At 72.9% G+C, this 17,563-nt stretch carries 18 protein-coding genes; 9 read left to right on the top strand and 9 right to left on the bottom strand.

Annotated elements, in window-relative coordinates; translation table 11 throughout:
- Positions 1–106: 106 nt before the first annotated feature.
- Positions 107–598, bottom strand: a complete 492-nt coding sequence (locus ABEE00_RS34795; RefSeq protein ID WP_345749814.1) for an inorganic diphosphatase — start codon at positions 596–598, stop codon at positions 107–109.
- Positions 599–684: 86 nt separating this feature from the next.
- Here ABEE00_RS34795 and dacB point away from each other — a divergent pair, with 86 nt between their 5' ends.
- The 6 genes from dacB to folE all read left to right on the top strand — a co-directional run bounded on the left by dacB (position 685) and on the right by folE (position 8,447).
- The gene (gene dacB / locus ABEE00_RS34790) at positions 685–2,262 is read left to right on the top strand and encodes a D-alanyl-D-alanine carboxypeptidase/D-alanyl-D-alanine endopeptidase (RefSeq protein WP_345749813.1); all 1,578 of its coding nucleotides are present in this window, start codon (positions 685–687) and stop codon (positions 2,260–2,262) included.
- Between the two features lie 145 nt (positions 2,263–2,407).
- The gene (locus tag ABEE00_RS34785) at positions 2,408–3,547 is read left to right on the top strand and encodes a zinc-dependent metalloprotease (RefSeq protein WP_345749812.1); all 1,140 of its coding nucleotides are present in this window, start codon (positions 2,408–2,410) and stop codon (positions 3,545–3,547) included.
- A gap of 249 nt (positions 3,548–3,796) precedes the next feature.
- Positions 3,797–4,855 (top strand): tRNA lysidine(34) synthetase TilS, encoded by a 1,059-nt coding sequence (gene tilS, locus ABEE00_RS34780; RefSeq protein ID WP_345749811.1) that lies wholly within the window; start codon positions 3,797–3,799, stop codon positions 4,853–4,855.
- 86 nt (positions 4,856–4,941) lie between these two features.
- A complete protein-coding gene (hpt, locus tag ABEE00_RS34775; protein WP_345749810.1) occupies positions 4,942–5,481 on the top strand; it encodes a hypoxanthine phosphoribosyltransferase in 540 nt (179 codons plus the stop codon).
- Positions 5,482–5,688: 207 nt separating this feature from the next.
- On the top strand, positions 5,689–7,719 hold the full coding sequence (ftsH, locus tag ABEE00_RS34770) for an ATP-dependent zinc metalloprotease FtsH (protein WP_345749809.1): 2,031 nt from the start codon (positions 5,689–5,691) through the stop codon (positions 7,717–7,719).
- Positions 7,720–7,835: 116 nt separating this feature from the next.
- On the top strand, positions 7,836–8,447 hold the full coding sequence (gene folE / locus ABEE00_RS34765) for a GTP cyclohydrolase I FolE (protein WP_345749808.1): 612 nt from the start codon (positions 7,836–7,838) through the stop codon (positions 8,445–8,447).
- A gap of 130 nt (positions 8,448–8,577) precedes the next feature.
- Here folE and ABEE00_RS34760 read toward each other — a convergent pair whose 3' ends face one another.
- From ABEE00_RS34760 to folP, 5 genes are all read right to left on the bottom strand, one after another.
- Positions 8,578–9,069 (bottom strand): DUF3180 domain-containing protein, encoded by a 492-nt coding sequence (locus ABEE00_RS34760; protein ID WP_345749807.1) that lies wholly within the window; start codon positions 9,067–9,069, stop codon positions 8,578–8,580.
- Between the two features lie 59 nt (positions 9,070–9,128).
- On the bottom strand, positions 9,129–9,725 hold the full coding sequence (gene folK / locus ABEE00_RS34755; RefSeq protein WP_345749806.1) for a 2-amino-4-hydroxy-6-hydroxymethyldihydropteridine diphosphokinase: 597 nt from the start codon (positions 9,723–9,725) through the stop codon (positions 9,129–9,131).
- Positions 9,722–10,081, bottom strand: coding sequence for a dihydroneopterin aldolase (gene folB, locus ABEE00_RS34750; protein ID WP_345749805.1), 360 nt, complete (start codon positions 10,079–10,081; stop codon positions 9,722–9,724). The genes folK and folB overlap by 4 nt, the downstream gene beginning before the upstream one ends.
- Before the next feature lie 342 nt (positions 10,082–10,423).
- Positions 10,424–10,912, bottom strand: a complete 489-nt coding sequence (locus ABEE00_RS34745; protein ID WP_345749804.1) for a nuclear transport factor 2 family protein — start codon at positions 10,910–10,912, stop codon at positions 10,424–10,426.
- Positions 10,909–11,835, bottom strand: a complete 927-nt coding sequence (folP, locus tag ABEE00_RS34740) for a dihydropteroate synthase (protein WP_345749803.1) — start codon at positions 11,833–11,835, stop codon at positions 10,909–10,911. The genes ABEE00_RS34745 and folP overlap by 4 nt, the downstream gene beginning before the upstream one ends.
- A gap of 250 nt (positions 11,836–12,085) precedes the next feature.
- On the opposite strand from folP, the gene ABEE00_RS34735 reads away from it, so the two are divergent.
- On the top strand, positions 12,086–13,312 hold the full coding sequence (locus ABEE00_RS34735) for an amidase (RefSeq protein WP_345749802.1): 1,227 nt from the start codon (positions 12,086–12,088) through the stop codon (positions 13,310–13,312).
- A gap of 36 nt (positions 13,313–13,348) precedes the next feature.
- Here ABEE00_RS34735 and ABEE00_RS34730 read toward each other — a convergent pair whose 3' ends face one another.
- The 3 genes from ABEE00_RS34730 to ABEE00_RS34720 form a co-directional block, all read right to left on the bottom strand.
- Entirely contained in the window at positions 13,349–13,777 is a 429-nt protein-coding gene (locus tag ABEE00_RS34730; protein ID WP_345749801.1) for a rhodanese-like domain-containing protein, read from the bottom strand.
- Complete coding sequence (locus ABEE00_RS34725) at positions 13,774–14,421, bottom strand: cupin domain-containing protein (RefSeq protein WP_345749800.1); 648 nt, start codon at positions 14,419–14,421, stop codon at positions 13,774–13,776. Before ABEE00_RS34725 ends, ABEE00_RS34730 begins: the two co-directional genes overlap by 4 nt.
- A 224-nt stretch (positions 14,422–14,645) precedes the next feature.
- Positions 14,646–15,830: an ABC transporter ATP-binding protein gene (locus tag ABEE00_RS34720; RefSeq protein ID WP_345749799.1), complete on the bottom strand. Its 1,185-nt coding sequence runs from the start codon at positions 15,828–15,830 to the stop codon at positions 14,646–14,648.
- Positions 15,831–16,037: 207 nt separating this feature from the next.
- Between ABEE00_RS34720 and ABEE00_RS34715 the strand changes: the two genes are divergently transcribed.
- Positions 16,038–16,778, top strand: coding sequence for an ABC transporter permease (locus ABEE00_RS34715; protein WP_345749798.1), 741 nt, complete (start codon positions 16,038–16,040; stop codon positions 16,776–16,778).
- 1 nt (position 16,779) lies between these two features.
- The gene (locus ABEE00_RS34710) at positions 16,780–17,553 is read left to right on the top strand and encodes an ABC transporter permease (protein ID WP_345749797.1); all 774 of its coding nucleotides are present in this window, start codon (positions 16,780–16,782) and stop codon (positions 17,551–17,553) included.
- The last annotated feature ends 10 nt before the right edge of the window (positions 17,554–17,563 follow it).

Raw genomic sequence — 17,563 nt, 5'->3', positions numbered from 1 at the left:
CGCGGGGGGCCCGCCGGGCGGCCACGGGCCCCGGGGGATTCTCACCCGCGAGACGGGCGCGCCCGCGGGGGCACGCGCCCTTCTCGTACGCGTGGACCGCGGCGGCTCAGTGGCCGCCGTTGGCCTCCAGGCGCTTGACCGAGGCCTCGACCTCGGCCTCGGCCTCGGCGCGGCCGACCCAGTTGGCGCCCTCGACGGACTTGCCGGGCTCCAGGTCCTTGTAGACCTCGAAGAAGTGCTGGATCTCCAGCCGGTCGAACTCGCTCACGTGGTGGATGTCGCGCAGGTGCTCCATCCGCGGGTCCGAGGACGGGACGCACAGCAGCTTGTCGTCGCCGCCGGCCTCGTCGGTCATGCGGAACATGCCGATCACGCGGCACTTGATGATGCAGCCCGGGAAGGTGGGCTCCTCAAGAAGCACCAGGGCATCCAGCGGGTCGCCGTCCTCGCCCAGGGTGTTCTCGACGAACCCGTAGTCGGCCGGGTACACGGTCGAAGTGAAGAGGTGGCGGTCGAGCCGGATGCGACCGGTCTCGTGGTCCACCTCGTACTTGTTCCGCGACCCCTTCGGGATCTCGATGACGACGTCGAACTCCAAGGGAGGCTCCTCCGTGATCAGCACATGTATCTGATGGTTAAGTGTCCCCCACGTACGTACGCGCTCGCGAAAGGGGCTGGTCCCAGGTGCGTGACACCCTCTCCGGAGTGCGCGGCACCGCACTGCGGGCCGGTCGTGCCGGACGGGCCGCAGCCCTGCGCGCCGCACGGCGGGCCCGGCAGCGCTGGCGGACCGCGAGTCCCGCGCAGCGGCAGACCGTCAGGCTGACCGCCAGCTCCGCCGTGCTCGGACTGGTGGTCGCGGGCGCGGCGATCGCCGTTGCGGGGCCGTGGGACTCGGGCCAGCGTACGGCCGAGCGGGCGTGGTCGGCCGCCCAGGACCGCGGGAGTGGCACGAAGCACACCGGGGAAGGGACGGAAGCGGACACTCCGTCCGGCGCCCCCGAGGTGCTGCCGGCCGTGGGCCCCACCGCCCCCTCGGGTTCCGGCGCGGGCTCCGACGGCGCGGGCGAGGTGCCCCCGCCGCTGCCCGCCGCGCTCGCCGACGTACTCCAGCCGCTGCTCGAGGACGGGGCGCTGGGCGGAAAGCCGCTGGCCTCGGTGGTGGACGCCACGAGCGGGCGCGAGCTGTACGCGGCCGGCCCGGACAAGGCCGCGGTGCCCGCCTCCACGGTCAAGCTGGCCACGGCGGCGGCCGCGCTCTCGGCCCGCGGCCCCGAGCACCGCATCGAGACGCGTACGGTCCGCTCGGGCGAGGACCGTGTGGTGCTGGTCGGAGGCGGCGACCCGACGCTGGACGACAAGGGCCTCGACGCACTGGCCGCCGACACCGCACGCGCGCTCGGCCGCTCCGGCACCCGGAAGGTGCACCTCGGCTACGACACCTCGCGCTACACGGGGCCCGAGCGCCACCCCATAGGGACCAACGAGAACATCGCGCCGGTCAGCGCGCTGATGTCGGAGCAGGGCCGCCAAGACGGCTCGGACCACGGGCCCGCGCCCCGCTCCTCAGACCCCGCGGGCGACGCGGCGCGCACCTTCGCCGACAAGCTCGCGGACCACGGGGTGAAGGTCGAGGGCGAGCCCTCCAAGGAGAAGCACGCGCCGGGCAAGGGCGCCGAGCGCCTGGGCACACACCGTTCGGCGCCGCTGTCCTCGCTGGTCGAGCGCATGCTGACGCACAGCGACAACGACACGGCCGAGGCGCTGGCGCGGCAGACCGCGCTCGCCGAGGGCCGCCCGGCCAGCTTCGCCGGCGGCGCCGACGCCGTACGGGAGCGCCTGGGCAAGCTCGGACTCCCGCTCGGCGGCGTGAAGCTGGCCGACGGCAGCGGCCTGGACAGGGCCGACAAGGTCACCCCGCGCCTGCTGTCCAAGCTGCTGGTCAAGGCCGCCGAGCCGGACGACGCCGGACTCCGCTCCGTCCTCACGGGACTGCCCGTCGCGCACTTCACCGGCACGCTCGGCGAGCGGTACGGGGACCAGGACGAGGAGTCGGGCGCGGGACTCGTGCGGGCCAAGACCGGCACCCTCACCGGGGTGAACACGCTGGCCGGGACCACCGTCGACGCGGACGGCAGGCTGCTCGCCTTCGCCTTCATGTCCTCGGGCGCCACCGACCCGCAGGCGGCCGAGGGCGCGCTGGACCGGGTGGCCTCGGCGCTCGCCAACTGCGGCTGCCGCGACTCGCCTTCCTCCGGCTGAACCCCGGCAGGCGCGCGGCGCCCCCGCGCCCTCCGGCCGGCCCGGGCGGGCCCCGGCGGGCCCCGAAACGGCGGCCCGCGCTCCGGCCCGGCCCGGCGCCCCGGTCTCCTCCCGCTCCGCCCCGGCGGCACGTACCGTGAAACCCATGACGAGCCTCGGTGGTGTGGAGATGGTCGACTGGAACCTCGCGGTCGCGACCGCGACCCGGCTCGTACGGCCGGGACCCGAAGTGAGCCGCGACGACGCGCGTTCCGTCGTCGCCGAACTGCGCAGGCACGCCAAGGTGTCCGAGGAGCACGTGCGCGCCTTCACCGGCATGGCGCCCGAGCGGCCCGAGGACGGCGACACCCCGGTGCTCGTCGTCGACAGGCCCGGCTGGGTGCGCGCCAACGTCGCCGGATTCCGCGAGCTCCTCTCCCCGCTGCTGGCCAAGATGCAGGAGCGCCGCTCCAACGTCCCCGGGGGCACCGTGCTCGGCGCCGTCGGCGGCAAGGTCACCGGCGTCGAGGTCGGCATGCTGCTCTCCTTCCTCGCCTCCCGCGTCCTCGGGCAGTACGAGACCTTCGCGCCGGCGACCAGGGAGCTCCCAGCGGGCCCCGGCAACGGCGGGCGGCTGCTCCTGGTGGCCCCCAACATCGTCCACGTGGAGCGCGAACTCGACGTGGACCCGCACGACTTCAGGCTCTGGGTGTGCCTGCACGAGGAGACCCACAGGACCCAGTTCACCGCGGTGCCCTGGCTGCGCGACCACCTGCGCAACGAGATCCAGGAGTTCCTCGGCGAGACCGAGATGGACCCCTCCACCCTCCTGGAGCGGCTGCGCGAGGCGGCCCAGTCGCTGACCGGCGGCAGGCCGGAGGGCGAGGGGGACGAGGAGGACGGCGCTGCGCGTGAGGCCCGCAGCAGCCTCGTGGAGCTGGTGCAGACCCCCGCGCAGCGCGAGATCCTCTCCCGGGTCACCGCCGTGATGTCCCTGCTGGAGGGCCATGCCGACTACGTGATGGACGGCGTCGGGCCCCAAGTGGTGCCGAGCGTCGCCGAGATCAGGGAGAAGTTCCAGAAGCGCCGTGCGAGCGGAGCGGGCCGCCTCGACCAGGCGCTGCGCAAACTCCTGGGCCTGGACGCCAAGTTGCGGCAGTACCGGGACGGCGAGCGCTTCGTGCGGGCCGTCGTGGACGAGGTCGGCATGGAGGGCTTCAACAGGGTGTGGACCTCGCCGAACACGCTCCCCACCAAGTCGGAGATCGCCAAACCGGCGGACTGGATCGCCCGGGTGCACCGGTAGCCTGCGAATAGCCGCCCGCGAGGGCGGCTGACTACCGAACGCCTCGCCAATCACCCGTCCGAGGGACCGAGATCGACGGGTGCGCGTGCGATGCTCGGGGAACACGGTTCGTCTCTGTCACTATCAAAGCACTCTGCGTGACCACGATCCGTCGCGCCACCGCGTGACCGGAATCGCCGTCCCGCTCGTGACCAAGATCCCGCGTGACCAAGATCCCCGTAGTCCCCCTCCCGAGGAAGTGAATCGGACATGGGTCCCCACCCCGCGGTCGCCGCAATACGTCTGGCGGTCCGCCGCACCCTCCACGACGTGCTCGACCGGCACGCATCGCTCCACCCCGCACCGGCACGGCGGCAGCCCCCGCTGGTGCTCGTCGCCTGCTCGGGCGGCGCCGACTCCATGGCGCTCGCCTCGGCGCTCGCCTTCGAGGCCCCCCGCCTCGGCGTGCGCGCCGGCGGCGTCACCGTCGACCACGGGCTGCAGGACGGCTCGGCCGACCGCGCCGACGAGGTCGTGACCCGGCTGGGCGCACTGGACCTCGCCCCCGCCGAATCCGTCGCCGTCGACATCGCCCGCACCCGCACCGGCCCCGAGGCCGCCGCCAGGGACGCCAGATACGCCGCACTCGACGCCAGCGCCGAACGCCTCGGCGCCTCCGCCGTGCTGCTCGGCCACACCCGCGACGACCAGGCGGAAACGGTGCTGCTGGGCCTCGCGCGCGGCTCCGGCACCCGCTCGCTGTCCGGCATGGCCGCGGTGTCCGGGCCCGAGGGCAGGTATCGCAGACCGTTCCTCGCCGTCGACCGGCAGACCACCCGCAAGGCGTGCATGGTCCAGTCGCTCCCGGTCTGGGACGACCCGCACAACGCCGACCCGGCCTTCACCCGCTCCCGGGTGCGGCACGAGGCCCTGCCGGTGCTCGAAAAGGCCCTGGGGAAGGGCGTGGTGGAGGCACTGGCCCGCACCGCCGAGTTGTCACGGGACGACGCCGACGCCCTGGACACCTGGGCAGACGAGGCCGAGCGCACCGTGCGCCTGGACGGTACGGAGGGCTGCGAGCTGGACACCGCCGGGCTGTATGCGCTGCCGCCCGCCGTGCGGCGCCGGGTGCTGCGGCGCGCGGCGATCGCCGCGGGGTCGCCGGCCGGCTCGCTGTTCGCCCGCCATGTCGAGGAGGTGGACCGGCTGATCACCGCGTGGCGCGGCCAGCGGGCCATCAACCTCCCCGGGCATGTCGAGGCGCGCAGGCGGGGTGGCAAACTGGTCATCCGGCATGGCACAGCGGCCTCGCAGGACCCACAGGGCTGACGCACCGCACCGCGTCACCGCCCCGTGCGCCCGGAGCACCGCGGCCGAGACCTCGAGCGAGAGCGGCACGGGTGGACGAGAAAGACATGGGCACCGACCTGAAGTCGGTGCTCATCACCAAGGAAGAGATCGACGCGAAGCTGGCCGAGCTGGCCGCGAAGATCGACGAGGAGTACGCGGGCAAGGAGATCCTGCTGGTCGGCGTCCTCAAGGGTGCCGTCATGGTGATGGCCGACCTGGCCCGCGCCGTCTCCACCCCGGCCACGATGGACTGGATGGCGGTGTCCTCGTACGGCGCCGGCACCCAGTCCTCCGGGGTGGTCCGCATCCTCAAGGACCTGGACACGGACATCAAGGGCAAGCACGTCCTGATCCTCGAGGACATCATCGACTCGGGTCTGACGCTGTCCTGGCTGCTGTCCAACCTCGGCTCCCGCGAGCCCGCCTCGCTGGAGGTCTGCACGCTGCTCCGCAAGCCGGAGGCGGCCAAGGTGGACATCGACGTGAAGTGGGTCGGCTTCGACATCCCGAACGAGTTCGTGGTCGGATACGGCCTCGACTACGCGGAGAAGTACCGCAACCTGCCTTTCGTCGGCACGCTCGCCCCGCACGTGTACGGCGGCTGACACGTCAGCGGTACGCGTATCTGACGGGGAGTCGGTCGTTCCGCGGCGTACGGGAACTCTCAGCGTGCCCGCGCCGTTGGAGCATGGGAGGCGGACTCTGGTTGACGGTCCTCGGCGGCGCCGGGTGACAATGCTGGGGTACCGTCCGAAGGTCAGCCTTTTCAACTCACTGTGGCAGGAGGGACGGGGCGCACGCGCTCCGTATGGATGGACGTGAAGCGATACTTCCGCGGGCCGGTCATGTGGATCGTGCTGGCCGTCCTTGCCGTGGTCGTGTTGATGCAGGTCGTCGGCTCGTCCGGCGGCTACAAGACGGTGGACACGGGACAGGTCGTCCAGGCGATCGACCAGGACAAGGTCAAGTCAGCCGAGCTCACAACCGGCGACGAACAGATCGTCAAGCTCGAGCTCAAGGACGGCGCCAAGGTCGCCGGCAGTGACAAGATCAAGGCGAGCTACATCGACAACCAGGGTGTCGACCTCGCCAAGAACCTGCAGGCCAAGTACGAGCAGAAGGAAATCCCCCAGGGGTACACGGTCGCGCCGCAGAAGCAGAACCCGTTCGTCGGGATGCTGCTCTCGCTGCTGCCGTTCGTGCTCATCATCGTCGTCTTCCTGTTCCTGATGAATCAGATGCAGGGCGGCGGCTCCCGGGTGATGAACTTCGGCAAGTCGAAGGCCAAGCTGATCACCAAGGACACGCCCAAGACGACGTTCTCGGACGTGGCCGGTTCGGACGAGGCCTGCGAGGAACTCGAAGAGATCAAGGAGTTCCTCCAGGAGCCCGCCAAGTTCCAGGCGGTCGGCGCCAAGATCCCCAAGGGCGTGCTGCTGTACGGCCCGCCCGGTACGGGCAAGACCCTGCTGGCCCGCGCCGTCGCGGGCGAGGCCGGCGTCCCCTTCTACTCGATCTCGGGCTCCGACTTCGTCGAGATGTTCGTCGGCGTCGGCGCCTCCCGGGTGCGCGACCTGTTCGAGCAGGCCAAGGCCAACGCGCCGGCCATCGTCTTCGTCGATGAGATCGACGCCGTCGGCCGCCACCGCGGCGCCGGCATGGGCGGCGGTCACGACGAGCGCGAGCAGACCCTCAACCAGCTCCTGGTCGAGATGGACGGCTTCGACGTGAAGGGCGGCGTCATCCTGATCGCCGCCACGAACCGGCCGGACATCCTGGACCCGGCGCTGCTCCGCCCCGGCCGCTTCGACCGCCAGGTCGCCGTGGACCGCCCGGACATGCAGGGCCGCAAGGAAGTCCTGGACGTGCACGCGAAGGGCAAGCCCATGGCGCCCGACGTGGACCTGGGCGCCGTCGCCCGGCGCACCCCCGGCTTCACCGGCGCCGACCTGAGCAACGTCCTCAACGAGGCCGCGCTGCTCACCGCGCGCAGCGACCAGAAGCTCATCGACAACAAGTTCCTTGACGAGGCGATCGACCGCGTCGTTGCCGGCCCGCAGAAGCGGACCCGGATCATGAGCGACAAGGAAAAGAAGATCACCGCGTACCACGAGGGCGGACACGCCCTGGTGGCCGCCGCCTCGCCGAACTCGGATCCGGTCCACAAGATCACGATCCTGTCGAGGGGCCGGGCGCTCGGCTACACCATGGTGCTGCCGGACGAGGACAAGTACTCCACCACGCGCAACGAGATGCTCGACCAGCTCGCGTACATGCTGGGCGGGCGTGCGGCCGAGGAGCTCGTCTTCCACGACCCCACCACCGGTGCGGCCAACGACATCGAGAAGGCGACGGCGACCGCGCGCGCCATGGTCACGCAGTACGGCATGACCGAGCGGCTGGGCGCGATCAAGTTCGGCTCCGACAACTCCGAGCCCTTCCTCGGCAAGGAGATGGCCCACCAGCGCGACTACTCGGAAGAGGTCGCCGGGCTCGTCGACGAAGAGGTCAAGAAGCTGATCGAGACGGCGCACAACGAAGCCTGGGAAATCCTGGTGGAGAATCGCGACGTCCTCGACAACCTCGTCCTCGCCCTCCTGGAGAAGGAGACCCTCGGCAAGGAGGAGATCGCCGAGATCTTCGCCCCGGTGGTCAAGCGCCCGACCCGCCCGGCCTGGACCGGCTCCTCGCGGCGTACGCCTTCGACCCGCCCCCCGGTCTCCGCGCCGGCGCTGGCCAACGGCGCCAACGGCTCGGGTCCCACCCTGGACAAGGGCGGCAAGGAGATCGGCCCGCGCGACTCCGACGCCATCGTCGAGCCGGTGGACCCGACGGAGAACTGAGCAGGGAACAGCAGACACGGAATGCGGAACGCGCCCCTCGGGTTGTCAGACCCGAGGGGCGCAGCCGTATGCGGTGGCTGTGTGTACAGACCGATGTACTACGAGGAGCGGGGCACATGACCGACCCGGTGACGCTGGAGGGCGGCGAGAACGCGCCGCTCGGCGAGTTCGACGAGAAGCGGGCGCAGAACGCCGTGCGCGAGCTGCTGATCGCGGTGGGCGAGGACCCGGACCGCGAGGGTCTGCTGGAGACGCCGGCCCGGGTGGCGCGCGCGTACCAGGAGATATTCGCCGGCCTGCGCCAGCGTCCCGAGGACGTGCTGACCACGACCTTCGACCTGGGCCACGACGAGATGGTGCTGGTCAAGGACATCGAGGTGTATTCGACCTGCGAGCACCACCTCGTCCCGTTCCACGGTGTCGCGCACGTCGGCTACATCCCCTCGGCCACCGGCAAGATCACCGGACTGTCGAAGCTGGCCCGTCTCGTGGACGTCTTCGCGCGCAGGCCGCAGGTGCAGGAGCGGCTGACCACCCAGGTGGCGGACGCGCTCATGCGGATACTGGAGCCGCGCGGCGTGATCGTCGTCGTGGAGTGCGAGCACATGTGCATGTCGATGCGGGGCATCAGGAAGCCCGGCGCGAAGACCACCACCTCGGCGGTGCGCGGCCAGCTCCGGGACGCGGCGACCCGCTCGGAGGCGATGAGCCTCATCCTGGCGCGGTGAGCATCAGCCGGGCGCGGTGAGCAGCAGCCTGGCGCGGTAGGCGGGCGCGCCCACGAGTGCAACGAGAAGAGGCCGGGCCCCAGGGCCCGGCCTCTTGCTCATGCGGTCGCTGTCTGGACCTGTCCGAACGTTACGCCGCCGAAGCCGAGGGGCCGTCCGGGTCGTCCTCGTCGTCGGGGAGCTTGCAGACCCGCTCCAGGAAGACCGCGGCGGCGACCACCGCGATCCCCGCGAGCACCGAGAGGCCCGCGTACAGCGCCTGGTCGCGGCGGGCGGCGGCGTCCGGGGCGCCGAGCAGCAGGAAGGCGCCCGTGCCGCCGTACACCCCGGCCACCAGGGCCGCGACCAGCGCGCTGGCCTGGCCGAACAGCACGGCGCGCGCCGCCATCATCGGATCGACGCCCTTGGCGCCGTGCTCGCGCTCGCGCTGCTCCTTGAGCCTGGCGCGCAGCGAGAGCGCCGTCGCGAGCAGCACCGCGGCGATCAGCGCGAGCACCACGGGCGCGGCCACGGGCACGCCCGGCAGGTCGCCGACCGCGTCCCACAGGCGCGCTCCCGCCCACGAGAGCACCCCGGCGACGACGAAGAGTCCCGCCAGGGTGCGGATGCGCAATTCCCTCACTGACGTTCCCTCACATAGGGCCCAACGATTACTGCCCCGACGGTTACTGGCCCCAACGTCTACTCGGGCAGGCTGAGTTCCACGTCAGCGCGCGCCGCGACGCCGTTCCTGCCGAGCGTGTCCAGCAGGCCCTGGACGCTGCCGCGCCCCGGCACCTCGGCGCCCGGGTCCACGTCGTGCCACGGCGCGAGCACGAAGGCCCGCTCGTGCGCGCGCGGGTGCGGCAGGGTCAGCGACGGATCGTCGGAGACGACGTCCTGGTACGACACGATGTCGACGTCGATGGTGCGCGGGCCCCAGCGCTCCTCGCGGGTGCGCTCCAGCGCCTCCTCGATGGCGTGGCCGCGCTCCAGCAGCGAGGCCGGCGGCAGGGTCGTCTTCACCAGCACGACGGCGTTGAAGTACGACGGCTGGCTGCCCGGCTCCACGCCCCAGGGCTCGGTCTCGTACACCGGGGAGACGGCCTTGACCTTCAGGCCCGGGGTGTCCGCGAGGGCGTCGACGGCGCTCTGCAGTTTCTCCAGACGGTTGCCGATGTTGCTGCCGAGCGAGAGCACGGCGAGCTTCGGGTTGTGCAGGGTCGTATCGGCCGCATCGACCTGATGCACCACGGAAGCGGGCACCGGCTGTACGGTCGGGTCACTGTTCGGCGTCATGCGCGGCTCCGCTGGATAGTGATGGTCACGTCGGAAAAGGGGACGGCGATCGGGGCGTCCGGCTTGTGCACGGTCACCTCGACCTCCCGTACGGCCTCGTGGGCGAGGCAGGTGTCGGCGATCCGCTGCGCGAGGGTCTCGATCAGGTCGACGGGATCCCCCTGGATGACCGCGACGACCTCCTCCGCCACGACGCCGTAGTGCACGGTCTTGGCGAGGTCGTCGCCGCCGGCGGCGGGGGCCGTGTCGAGGCCCATGTCGACGTCCACGATGAAGGTCTGGCCCTCCTCGCGTTCCCGCTCGAACACGCCGTGATGCCCGCGGGCCTGCAGGCCGTGCAGTGCGACACGGTCCACGCGTATCCCTCCCGTCGTCGTGCCTCGTCGCTCGGCGGCCGTCCGTCCGGCGTCCGGCCCGCATTCGTACAGATGCAGCACGCCGTACGGGCGTGCTGCGGGTCGAATCTACCTGCGAACGCCGGATCCTCTCTCCCGAGGGGGCCGCGGCGGTCCCCGAGCGCGGGCCTCCCCGCGGCTCGCGCCGCCGCTTACCCGGAACCCGCGCGGGCCACTCTCGCATTCCCGCCCGCTTGGCACGAAGGAGTGGCCGCGGCAGCGGACCGCTGACCACGGCGATGACGCCCGTGTGACTGCGCAGGTGAGGACCGTGCCCCGGCAGGTGTACGCGCCCGGCCGGGCTCAGAGCTCGATGTCGCCCTGGCCGGTCTCGCCGTCGTCCTCGTCCTCGTCCTCCCGCTCGACGAGTACGGGGGAGCCGTGGTGCGACCAGAGGCGCCAGCTCCCTTCGTGGTCGCGGCGGAACACGTTGGTCGCCACCACCAGGCCGCCGACCAGCGGTCCCGCCGATCCGTCCTCCTCGGCGGGGCCTCCGCTGAGGATGTTCTCCGTGCAGCTCACCAGCGCGGTGTCGCCGAACACGGAGATCTCCACATCGGTGAGGAAGAACTGCACGTAGTCGGTGTTGGCCATGATCAGCGCATAGGAGCGCAGCACCTCGCCGCGGCCGGTCAGCACCGGCCAGCCGGGGTGCACCACGCTGACGTCCTCGCTGCCCTCGCCGTCCAGCCACAGGCCGCCGAGGGTGTCGATGTCGCCCTGCTCGACCGCCTCGTACAGCGCGGTGTTGGCGGCCTCGACCGCCTCGATGTCGGTGTGCGCGCCGCTCACCGGGCGTGACCCGTGTCCCGCTCGGCGTTCCCGTGTGCCGCGTTGTCCTGGGCCGCGTTCCGGGCCGCCGCCTCGTGTACGGCGCGGGCCACCCGTACGGCGTCGGCGCTGGCGCGGACCTCGTGCACCCGCACCGCCCAGGCGCCGGCCTGCGCGGCGAGCGCGGTGACCGCGGAGGTGGCGGCGTCCCGCTCGCGTGCCGGCGGCGGGGCCGAGCCCTCGGCGTCCGCCAGCACCCGGCCGAGGAACCGCTTGCGCGAGGCGGCGACCAGCAGCGGGCGGCCCAGCTCGGCGCGCAGCCTGGCGGTAGCGGCGACCAGCGCGAGGTCGTGCTCGGCCTGCTTGGCGAAGCCCAGCCCCGGGTCGGCGACGATCCTCTCCGGCGCGATGCCGCCGTCCACGGCGCGGTCCAGCGCGGAGCGCAGCTCGTCGACGACCTCGCCGACCACGTCCTCGTACACCGCGCGGCTGTTCATGTCGACGCTCTGCCCGCGCCAGTGCATGACCACGAAGGGCGCGCCCGAATCGGCCACGGCGGGGATCATGCGCGGGTCGGCGCGGCCCCCGCTCACGTCGTTGACCAGCACGGCCCCGGCGGCCAGCGCCTGTTCGGCGACGGTGGCGCGCATGGTGTCGACGCTGACCACGACGCCCTCGGCTGACAGGCCGCGCACCACGGGCAGCACCCGGCGCAGCTCCTCGTCCTCGTCCACGCGGGAGGCGCCGGGTCGGGTGGACTCGCCGCCGACGTCCACCAGATCCGCGCCCTGGGCGACGAGGTCGAGCCCGTGTTTCACCGCGGCCCGGGTGTCGAACCACATCCCGCCGTCCGAGAAGGAGTCAGGGGTGACGTTCACGACTCCCATCACCGCGCATCGGTCCCACTCGGGAAGTCCGGCGACCTGGCCACGCGTAGCGTTCATGCGTCCAGCGTAGGTGGTAGGCCCCGGGAGCCGGGCCGGGACCGCGCGGCCGCGGCGTGTGCGGGCGCCGGCGGGGAGCGGGGCCTGATCGCCGGAGCGGCGCGGGGTGGTACGGAGCAGTACGGAACGGTACGGAGCGGGCGTACCTCCGTGTGCGTGGCGAGCGCGCCCGCCCTGTCTGCGGCGCGTGTGCCGGGGGAAGTGCCGTGGGGACGGGATCAGTTGGAGAGAGGCGGGGGTGGAGGTGGAGGTGGCCTTGGACCGGAACGCCTATCAGCGGCTGTCGGCCACGGGGATCGCGCGCGCCGTCCGGAGCCGGGAGGTCTCGGCGTACGAGGCCGTTGCGGCGGCGCTGGAGCGGGCGGCCGACGTGGAGCCGCGGTTGCGGGCCTTCGTCGCGCTGTGGCCCGAGGAGGCGCGGGCGCGGGCCCGCGAGGTGGACCGGAGGGTCGCGGCGGGCGAGGCGCCGCCGCTGGCCGGTGTGCCGTTCGGGGTGAAGGGACCGCGGGGGCTGCTCGCGGCGGCGGCGCGGCGGCTGGTGGAGGCGGGCTGCGTGCCGGTCGGCGCCACCTCCGTACCGGGGACGGACTGCGACTGGCAGACCTGGGGCCAGGGGCGCGACGGGGTGACGGTGAACCCGTGGCGGTCCGACCGCACGCCCGGCGGCTCCTCGGCGGGCGCCGCGGCGGCGGTGGCCGCCGGGGTGGTGCCGCTGGCGAACGGGAGCGACGGCGCGGGCTCGGTGCGGATTCCGGCGGCCTGGTGCGGGCTGTTCGGGCTGAAGCTGACCAGGGGAGCGCTGCCCTCGCCCGACAGGACGCGGCTGGCGGTGCCCGGCGTGCTGGTGCGGCATGCGGCGGATCTGGAGGCGTACGTGCGCTGCGCGCGGGTCGTGCCGGAGTACCCGGCGCTCCCCGGCGGCGCCGTGCGGGCCGTGTGGTCCGCCGACCTCGGCTTCGCCTCGCCGGAGCCCGAGGTGGCGGGCGCCGCGCGGGAGGCCGCCGCCCGCTTCGAGGAGGCGGGGCTGCTGCGCTTCGTACGGCCCGAGGAGCCCGTGCGGCTGCGTGATCCGGTCGACGCGTGGATGGCGCTGCGGGGCCGGGCGCACGGCGCCGGAACCTCGCCGTCCGCGCGCCGTGAGGTGAACGACGAGCGCCTCGCGCGGCTCTTCGGTGAGGCGGATGTGCTGGTCACCCCCGCGACGCCCAACCCCGCACACGGGCACGAGGGGCCGGGCGACATCTACAGCACCGCACTGACCTGGGCCTTCAATCTGAGCGGCCACCCGGCCCTGAGCCTTCCCACCGGGCACAGGGCGGACGGGTGCCCCGTGGGCGTGCAGCTCGTCACGCGCCACGGGGGCGAACCGCTGCTCGCCGCCCTGGCCCGACGCGCCGAGGCGGCGGAGTGCGCGGGGATGCCGGCCGCGGTGCGGACGCCCGCGATCGGGGCGGAGAATCCCCGCGTCCATGGCTAGGAATCCACGCTCCCGGCCGGGGGCCCGCGCTCCCGGCTAGGAATCCACCGCGAGACCCGCCGCCCGCCATGCCTGGAAGCCGCCCTCCAGGTCCGTCACCCGGGTCAGGCCCAGGAGTTGGAGGGTGCGGGCGGCCAGCGAGGACGCGTAGCCCTCGTTGCAGAGGACGATCACCGGGCGGTCGGAGGACGTGGCCTCGGGGGAGCGGTGCGGGCAGGTCGGGTCCAGGCGCCATTCGAGCTCGTTGCGCTCGACGACCAGGGCGCCCGGCACCGTGCCGTCGCGCTCGCGCAGGGCCGCGTAGCGGATGTCCACGAGCAGTGCGCCGTCCTCGCGTTGGGCGCGGGCCGCCTCCCGGGGGCCGACGCGGTCGAGGTGCGTGCGGGTCTCGGCGAGCAGCGCGTCGATGCGGGAGGGCGTTTCGCTGTGTGAGGGCGTGCCGGACCGTGAGGGCGCTTCGCTCATTCCCACTCCCCGGGCTGCTCGGTCTGTTCGAGGCGCAGCACGTCGCCGGTGCGGCTGTAGCGGCGCATGAGGGGCAGCGGCGGGTAGTACGCGTGCACCGAAACCGCGTGCTCCGACGCGGAGTTGTTGAGCACCTCGTGCACATGGTGCGGTCCGAACGCGCGGCCGCGGCCCGTGGTGAGGGCGCGTACGCGATCGACGCCCTCGGCGAGTTCCAGGGTGCGCCAGCCCTCGGTGGGGATGCGGGCCGCGAGGGAGTGCTCGGTGAGCTCGCCGCCCGCCGTGGTGAAGGCGCCGCGCGAGCCGCCGTGGTCGTGCCAGCCGGTGCCGGTGCCGGGCGGCCAGCCGATCAGCCACGCCTCGCTGCCGCCGGGGCCTTCGAGCCGCAGCCAGGTGCGGTTCTCGGGGTCGAGCGGGAGGGAGGCGACGAGCTCGGCGTCGGCGGCGGCGCGGCGTACGAAGTCGAGGAGGTCGGCCTCGGTGGGCGCGGCGGTGCTCTCGGCGGCGCCGGGTGCGGGGGCCTCGCCGCGTACCGGTGCTTCGCCGCGTACGGGGGTCTCGGGCTGCTCGGTAGCCGCGGGCTCGGTGTCGCGGGTGGTGCGCGCGGCGCGTGCGGGCAGGCCGGAGACAGGGGTCGCGAACATGGGTGTGCCGTCCTGGGTCTGGTGAAGGGATGCGGAATCGCCGGGTCAGCAGGACGGCTGACACACGCAGCCCGCGTAGCGGACGAGATCCAGGTGGACCCTCCGCCAGAACGCGAACGGGGTGCGTGGCTGCATGCGGGGAGTAGAGCACGCACGCGCTGAACGGTCAACGCACCGACCGGGCGCCCCGCGCCTACGCGCCCGCGCCGGAAGCCGTACGCCCCTCACGCCTCCGTGATGCTCTCCAGGGCCACGTCCTCGCGGCGGATCTCCCGCGCGTCCGCATCGATCGAGCGGCGCAGCGCCTCGTGCAGGCGGCTCGGGGTCAGCACGCCGAGGAAGCGGCCCTCGGACTCCTCGTCGATCACCGCGATCCAGCCCGCGTCGTGCTGGAGCATCGTGGAGAACGCCTGCTTCAGCGGCGCACCCAGCGGCAGCCACGCCTCCATGCGGCGGGCCACTCCCCGTACCGTCGCGGCGTCCTCCTCCCCGCCCGTGCCCGGGGTCAGCGCGTCGGCCGACACCCAGCCGTGCAGCTCCTCCTCGTCGTCGAGCACCACGGCCCAGCGCGAGCCCTGGTCGAGGAGCTTGCCGGCGGCGTCGGGGAGCCGGTCGTCGAGGTGCACGAGGGGCGGCTGCTCCAGGTCGCCGGTCTCGATGGGGGTGACCGAGAGCCGCTTGAGGCCGCGGTCGGCGCCCACGAAGTCGGCGACGTACGAGGTGGCGGGGCCGCCCAGTACGCGGGCCGGCGGGTCGAACTGCTCGATGCGGCCCTGCCCGTAGACGGCGATGCGGTCGCCGAGGCGGACGGCCTCCTCGATGTCGTGGGTGACGAAGAGGACCGTCTTGTGCAGCGAGGACTGGAGCGCCCTGAACTCGTTCTGCAGGTGCTCGCGCACGACCGGGTCGACCGCGCCGAAGGGCTCGTCCATGAGCAGTACGGGCGGGTCGGCGGCCAGCGCGCGTGCCACGCCGACGCGCTGCCGTTCGCCGCCGCTGAGCTGGTCGGGATAGCGGTCGCCGTACAGAGAGGGGTCCAGGCCGACCAAGTCCAGGAGCTCGGCGGCCCGTTCGCGGCGCTTCGCCTTCGGCCAGCCCAGGAGGTGCGGGACGGTCGCGGTGTTGTCCAGGACGGTCTTGTGCGGGAACAGGCCGACCTGCTGGATCACATAGCCGATGCGGCGGCGCAGCTCGACCGGGTCGGTGGCGGCGATGTCCTCGCCGTCCAGCAGGATCCGCCCGGACGTCGGCTCGATGAGCCGGTTGACCATCTTCATCGTGGTCGTCTTGCCGCAGCCCGACGGGCCCACCAGGGTGACCAGTTCGCCCTCGGCGACCTCGAAGGACAGGCCGTCGACGGCCGTGGTGCCGTCCGGATAGCGCTTGCTGACGTTCTCGAAGCGGATCATGGGCCCATTCTTCTCACGCGAGTACGCGCCTGTCCGCCCGAGGGCGGGTGCGCCCGATGAAGGGTTCGTTGCCGTTCGTTGCGGCAGTGTGGCACTCGGGGGCCGTTGTCGGTAGCGGGCTGTAGGGTCGCGCACATGTCCCGGAAGGCGTGACGGGGAGGGGCACATGGAGCGGCTGCGGCAGTGGAGCGGCGGAGGTGAGCGGGCATGGCGCGACCTCAGTTGACCGGACAGGACTGCCTCGCGGCGAACGACTGGATCTGCGGTGAGTACGTCCGCACCCGCGGCCAGGAGCTGCTGGACGCCACAGGGCAGCACGTGTGGATCACCGTGACGGCGGTGGCGCTCGCGCTGGTCGTCGCGTTCCCGCTGGCGCTGGCCGCGCGCCGCTGGAGGGGCGCGGCGGGACCGGTGCTGGGCCTGACCACGATCCTCTACACGGTGCCCTCGCTGGCCATGTTCGCGCTGCTGCTCCCGGTGTTCGGGGTCTCGGCCTCGGTGGTGGTCACGGGCTTGGTGCTCTATTCGCTGACCGTGCTGGTGCGGAACATCCTGGCGGGCCTGGAGTCGGTCCCCGAGGAGGCCAGAGAGGCGGCGAGAGGTCTGGGGTACGGCCCGGGGCGGCTGCTCTTCGAGGTCGAACTCCCCTTGGCGCTCCCGGCGTTGATGGCCGGCGTGCGGATCGCCACCGTCTCCGCGGTGTCGCTCACGACCGTCGGCGCCATCGTGGGCTACGGCGGCTTGGGCAATCTGATCTACGACGGCATGGAGACCCTGTTCAAGGCGCAGGTGCTGACCGCCTCGGTCATCTGCGTGCTGCTCGCCGTCGCCGCCGACCTGCTGCTGCTCGCGGTCCAGCGCGCGCTGACCCCGTGGGCGAGGGCGCGCGGCGGAGGGAAGAGACGGGCGCGGCTGCTCCGGCCCCGTGCCGTGCGGAAGGCGGCCTGACATGGGCGTGTTCGGTGACGCGTGGACCTGGCTGAGCACCGCCTCGCACTGGCAGGGCGGCAACGGCGTGTGGTTCCGGCTGGGGCAGCACCTGTATCTGACCGGGGTCTGCCTGGGCATCGCCTGCGCCATCGCGCTGCCGCTCGCGCTGTGGCTGGGCCACATCGGCAAGGGCGGCGCCCTCGCGGTCAACATCTCCAACGCGGGCCGCGCGGTCCCCACCTTCGCGGTGCTGGTGCTGCTCACGCTCAGCCCGCTGGGCACCGAGGGCGACTGGCCGACCATCATCGCGCTGGTGCTGTTCGCCGTGCCGCCGCTGCTGACCAACGCGTATGTGGGCATGCGCGAGGCGGACCGCGACGTGGTGGAGGCCGCGCGGGGCATGGGGATGTCCGGCGGGCAGCTCCTCTTCCGGGTCGAACTCCCGCTGGCCTTCGGCATGGTGATGACCGGCGTGCGCTCGGCCGCCGTGCAGGTGGTGGCGACCGCGACGCTGGCGGCGCTGCCCGGCGGGGGCGGCCTGGGCCGGCTGATCACCGCGGGCTTCAATACGTACGACACTCCGCAGGTGGTGGCCGGCGCCGTGCTGGTCGCGGCGCTGGCGCTGCTGGTGGAGGGCGTGCTGATCGCCGCGGAGCGGCTGCTGGACCCGATGCGGAGGCGGCGCGCGCGGGCGAAGGCGGGCCCGGCGGCGGCCCGTTCGGGCGGCACCGGAACCGGCCCCGGCGGTCCGGGCGCCGGTGACCCGGTGGCCCCGGCAGGCTCGGCGGCATGACGATGACGTT

Origin of the sequence: Streptomyces odontomachicola (genome assembly GCF_039605595.1) — a bacterium.
Classification (GTDB): Bacteria; Actinomycetota; Actinomycetes; order Streptomycetales; family Streptomycetaceae; genus Streptomyces.
Note: the sequence above shows the minus strand (reverse complement) of the source record. Positions and strands in the feature narration are given on the sequence as shown.

Bases quoted from the DNA above. Each gene is read 5' to 3' on its own strand.
- hpt (WP_345749810.1), top strand. From the start codon at position 4,942: ATGGGCACCGACCTGAAGTCGGTGCTCATCACCAAGGAAGAGATCGAC.
- ABEE00_RS34785 (WP_345749812.1), top strand. From the start codon at position 2,408: ATGACGAGCCTCGGTGGTGTGGAGATGGTCGACTGGAACCTCGCGGTC.
- ABEE00_RS34730 (WP_345749801.1), bottom strand. From the start codon at position 13,777: ATGAGCGAAGCGCCCTCACGGTCCGGCACGCCCTCACACAGCGAAACG.
- ftsH (WP_345749809.1), top strand. From the start codon at position 5,689: ATGGACGTGAAGCGATACTTCCGCGGGCCGGTCATGTGGATCGTGCTG.
- folE (WP_345749808.1), top strand. From the start codon at position 7,836: ATGACCGACCCGGTGACGCTGGAGGGCGGCGAGAACGCGCCGCTCGGC.
- ABEE00_RS34725 (WP_345749800.1), bottom strand. From the start codon at position 14,421: ATGTTCGCGACCCCTGTCTCCGGCCTGCCCGCACGCGCCGCGCGCACC.
- folK (WP_345749806.1), bottom strand. From the start codon at position 9,725: ATGACGCCGAACAGTGACCCGACCGTACAGCCGGTGCCCGCTTCCGTG.
- ABEE00_RS34720 (WP_345749799.1), bottom strand. From the start codon at position 15,830: ATGATCCGCTTCGAGAACGTCAGCAAGCGCTATCCGGACGGCACCACG.
- ABEE00_RS34710 (WP_345749797.1), top strand. From the start codon at position 16,780: ATGGGCGTGTTCGGTGACGCGTGGACCTGGCTGAGCACCGCCTCGCAC.
- tilS (WP_345749811.1), top strand. From the start codon at position 3,797: ATGGGTCCCCACCCCGCGGTCGCCGCAATACGTCTGGCGGTCCGCCGC.
- ABEE00_RS34715 (WP_345749798.1), top strand. From the start codon at position 16,038: ATGGCGCGACCTCAGTTGACCGGACAGGACTGCCTCGCGGCGAACGAC.
- folP (WP_345749803.1), bottom strand. From the start codon at position 11,835: ATGAACGCTACGCGTGGCCAGGTCGCCGGACTTCCCGAGTGGGACCGA.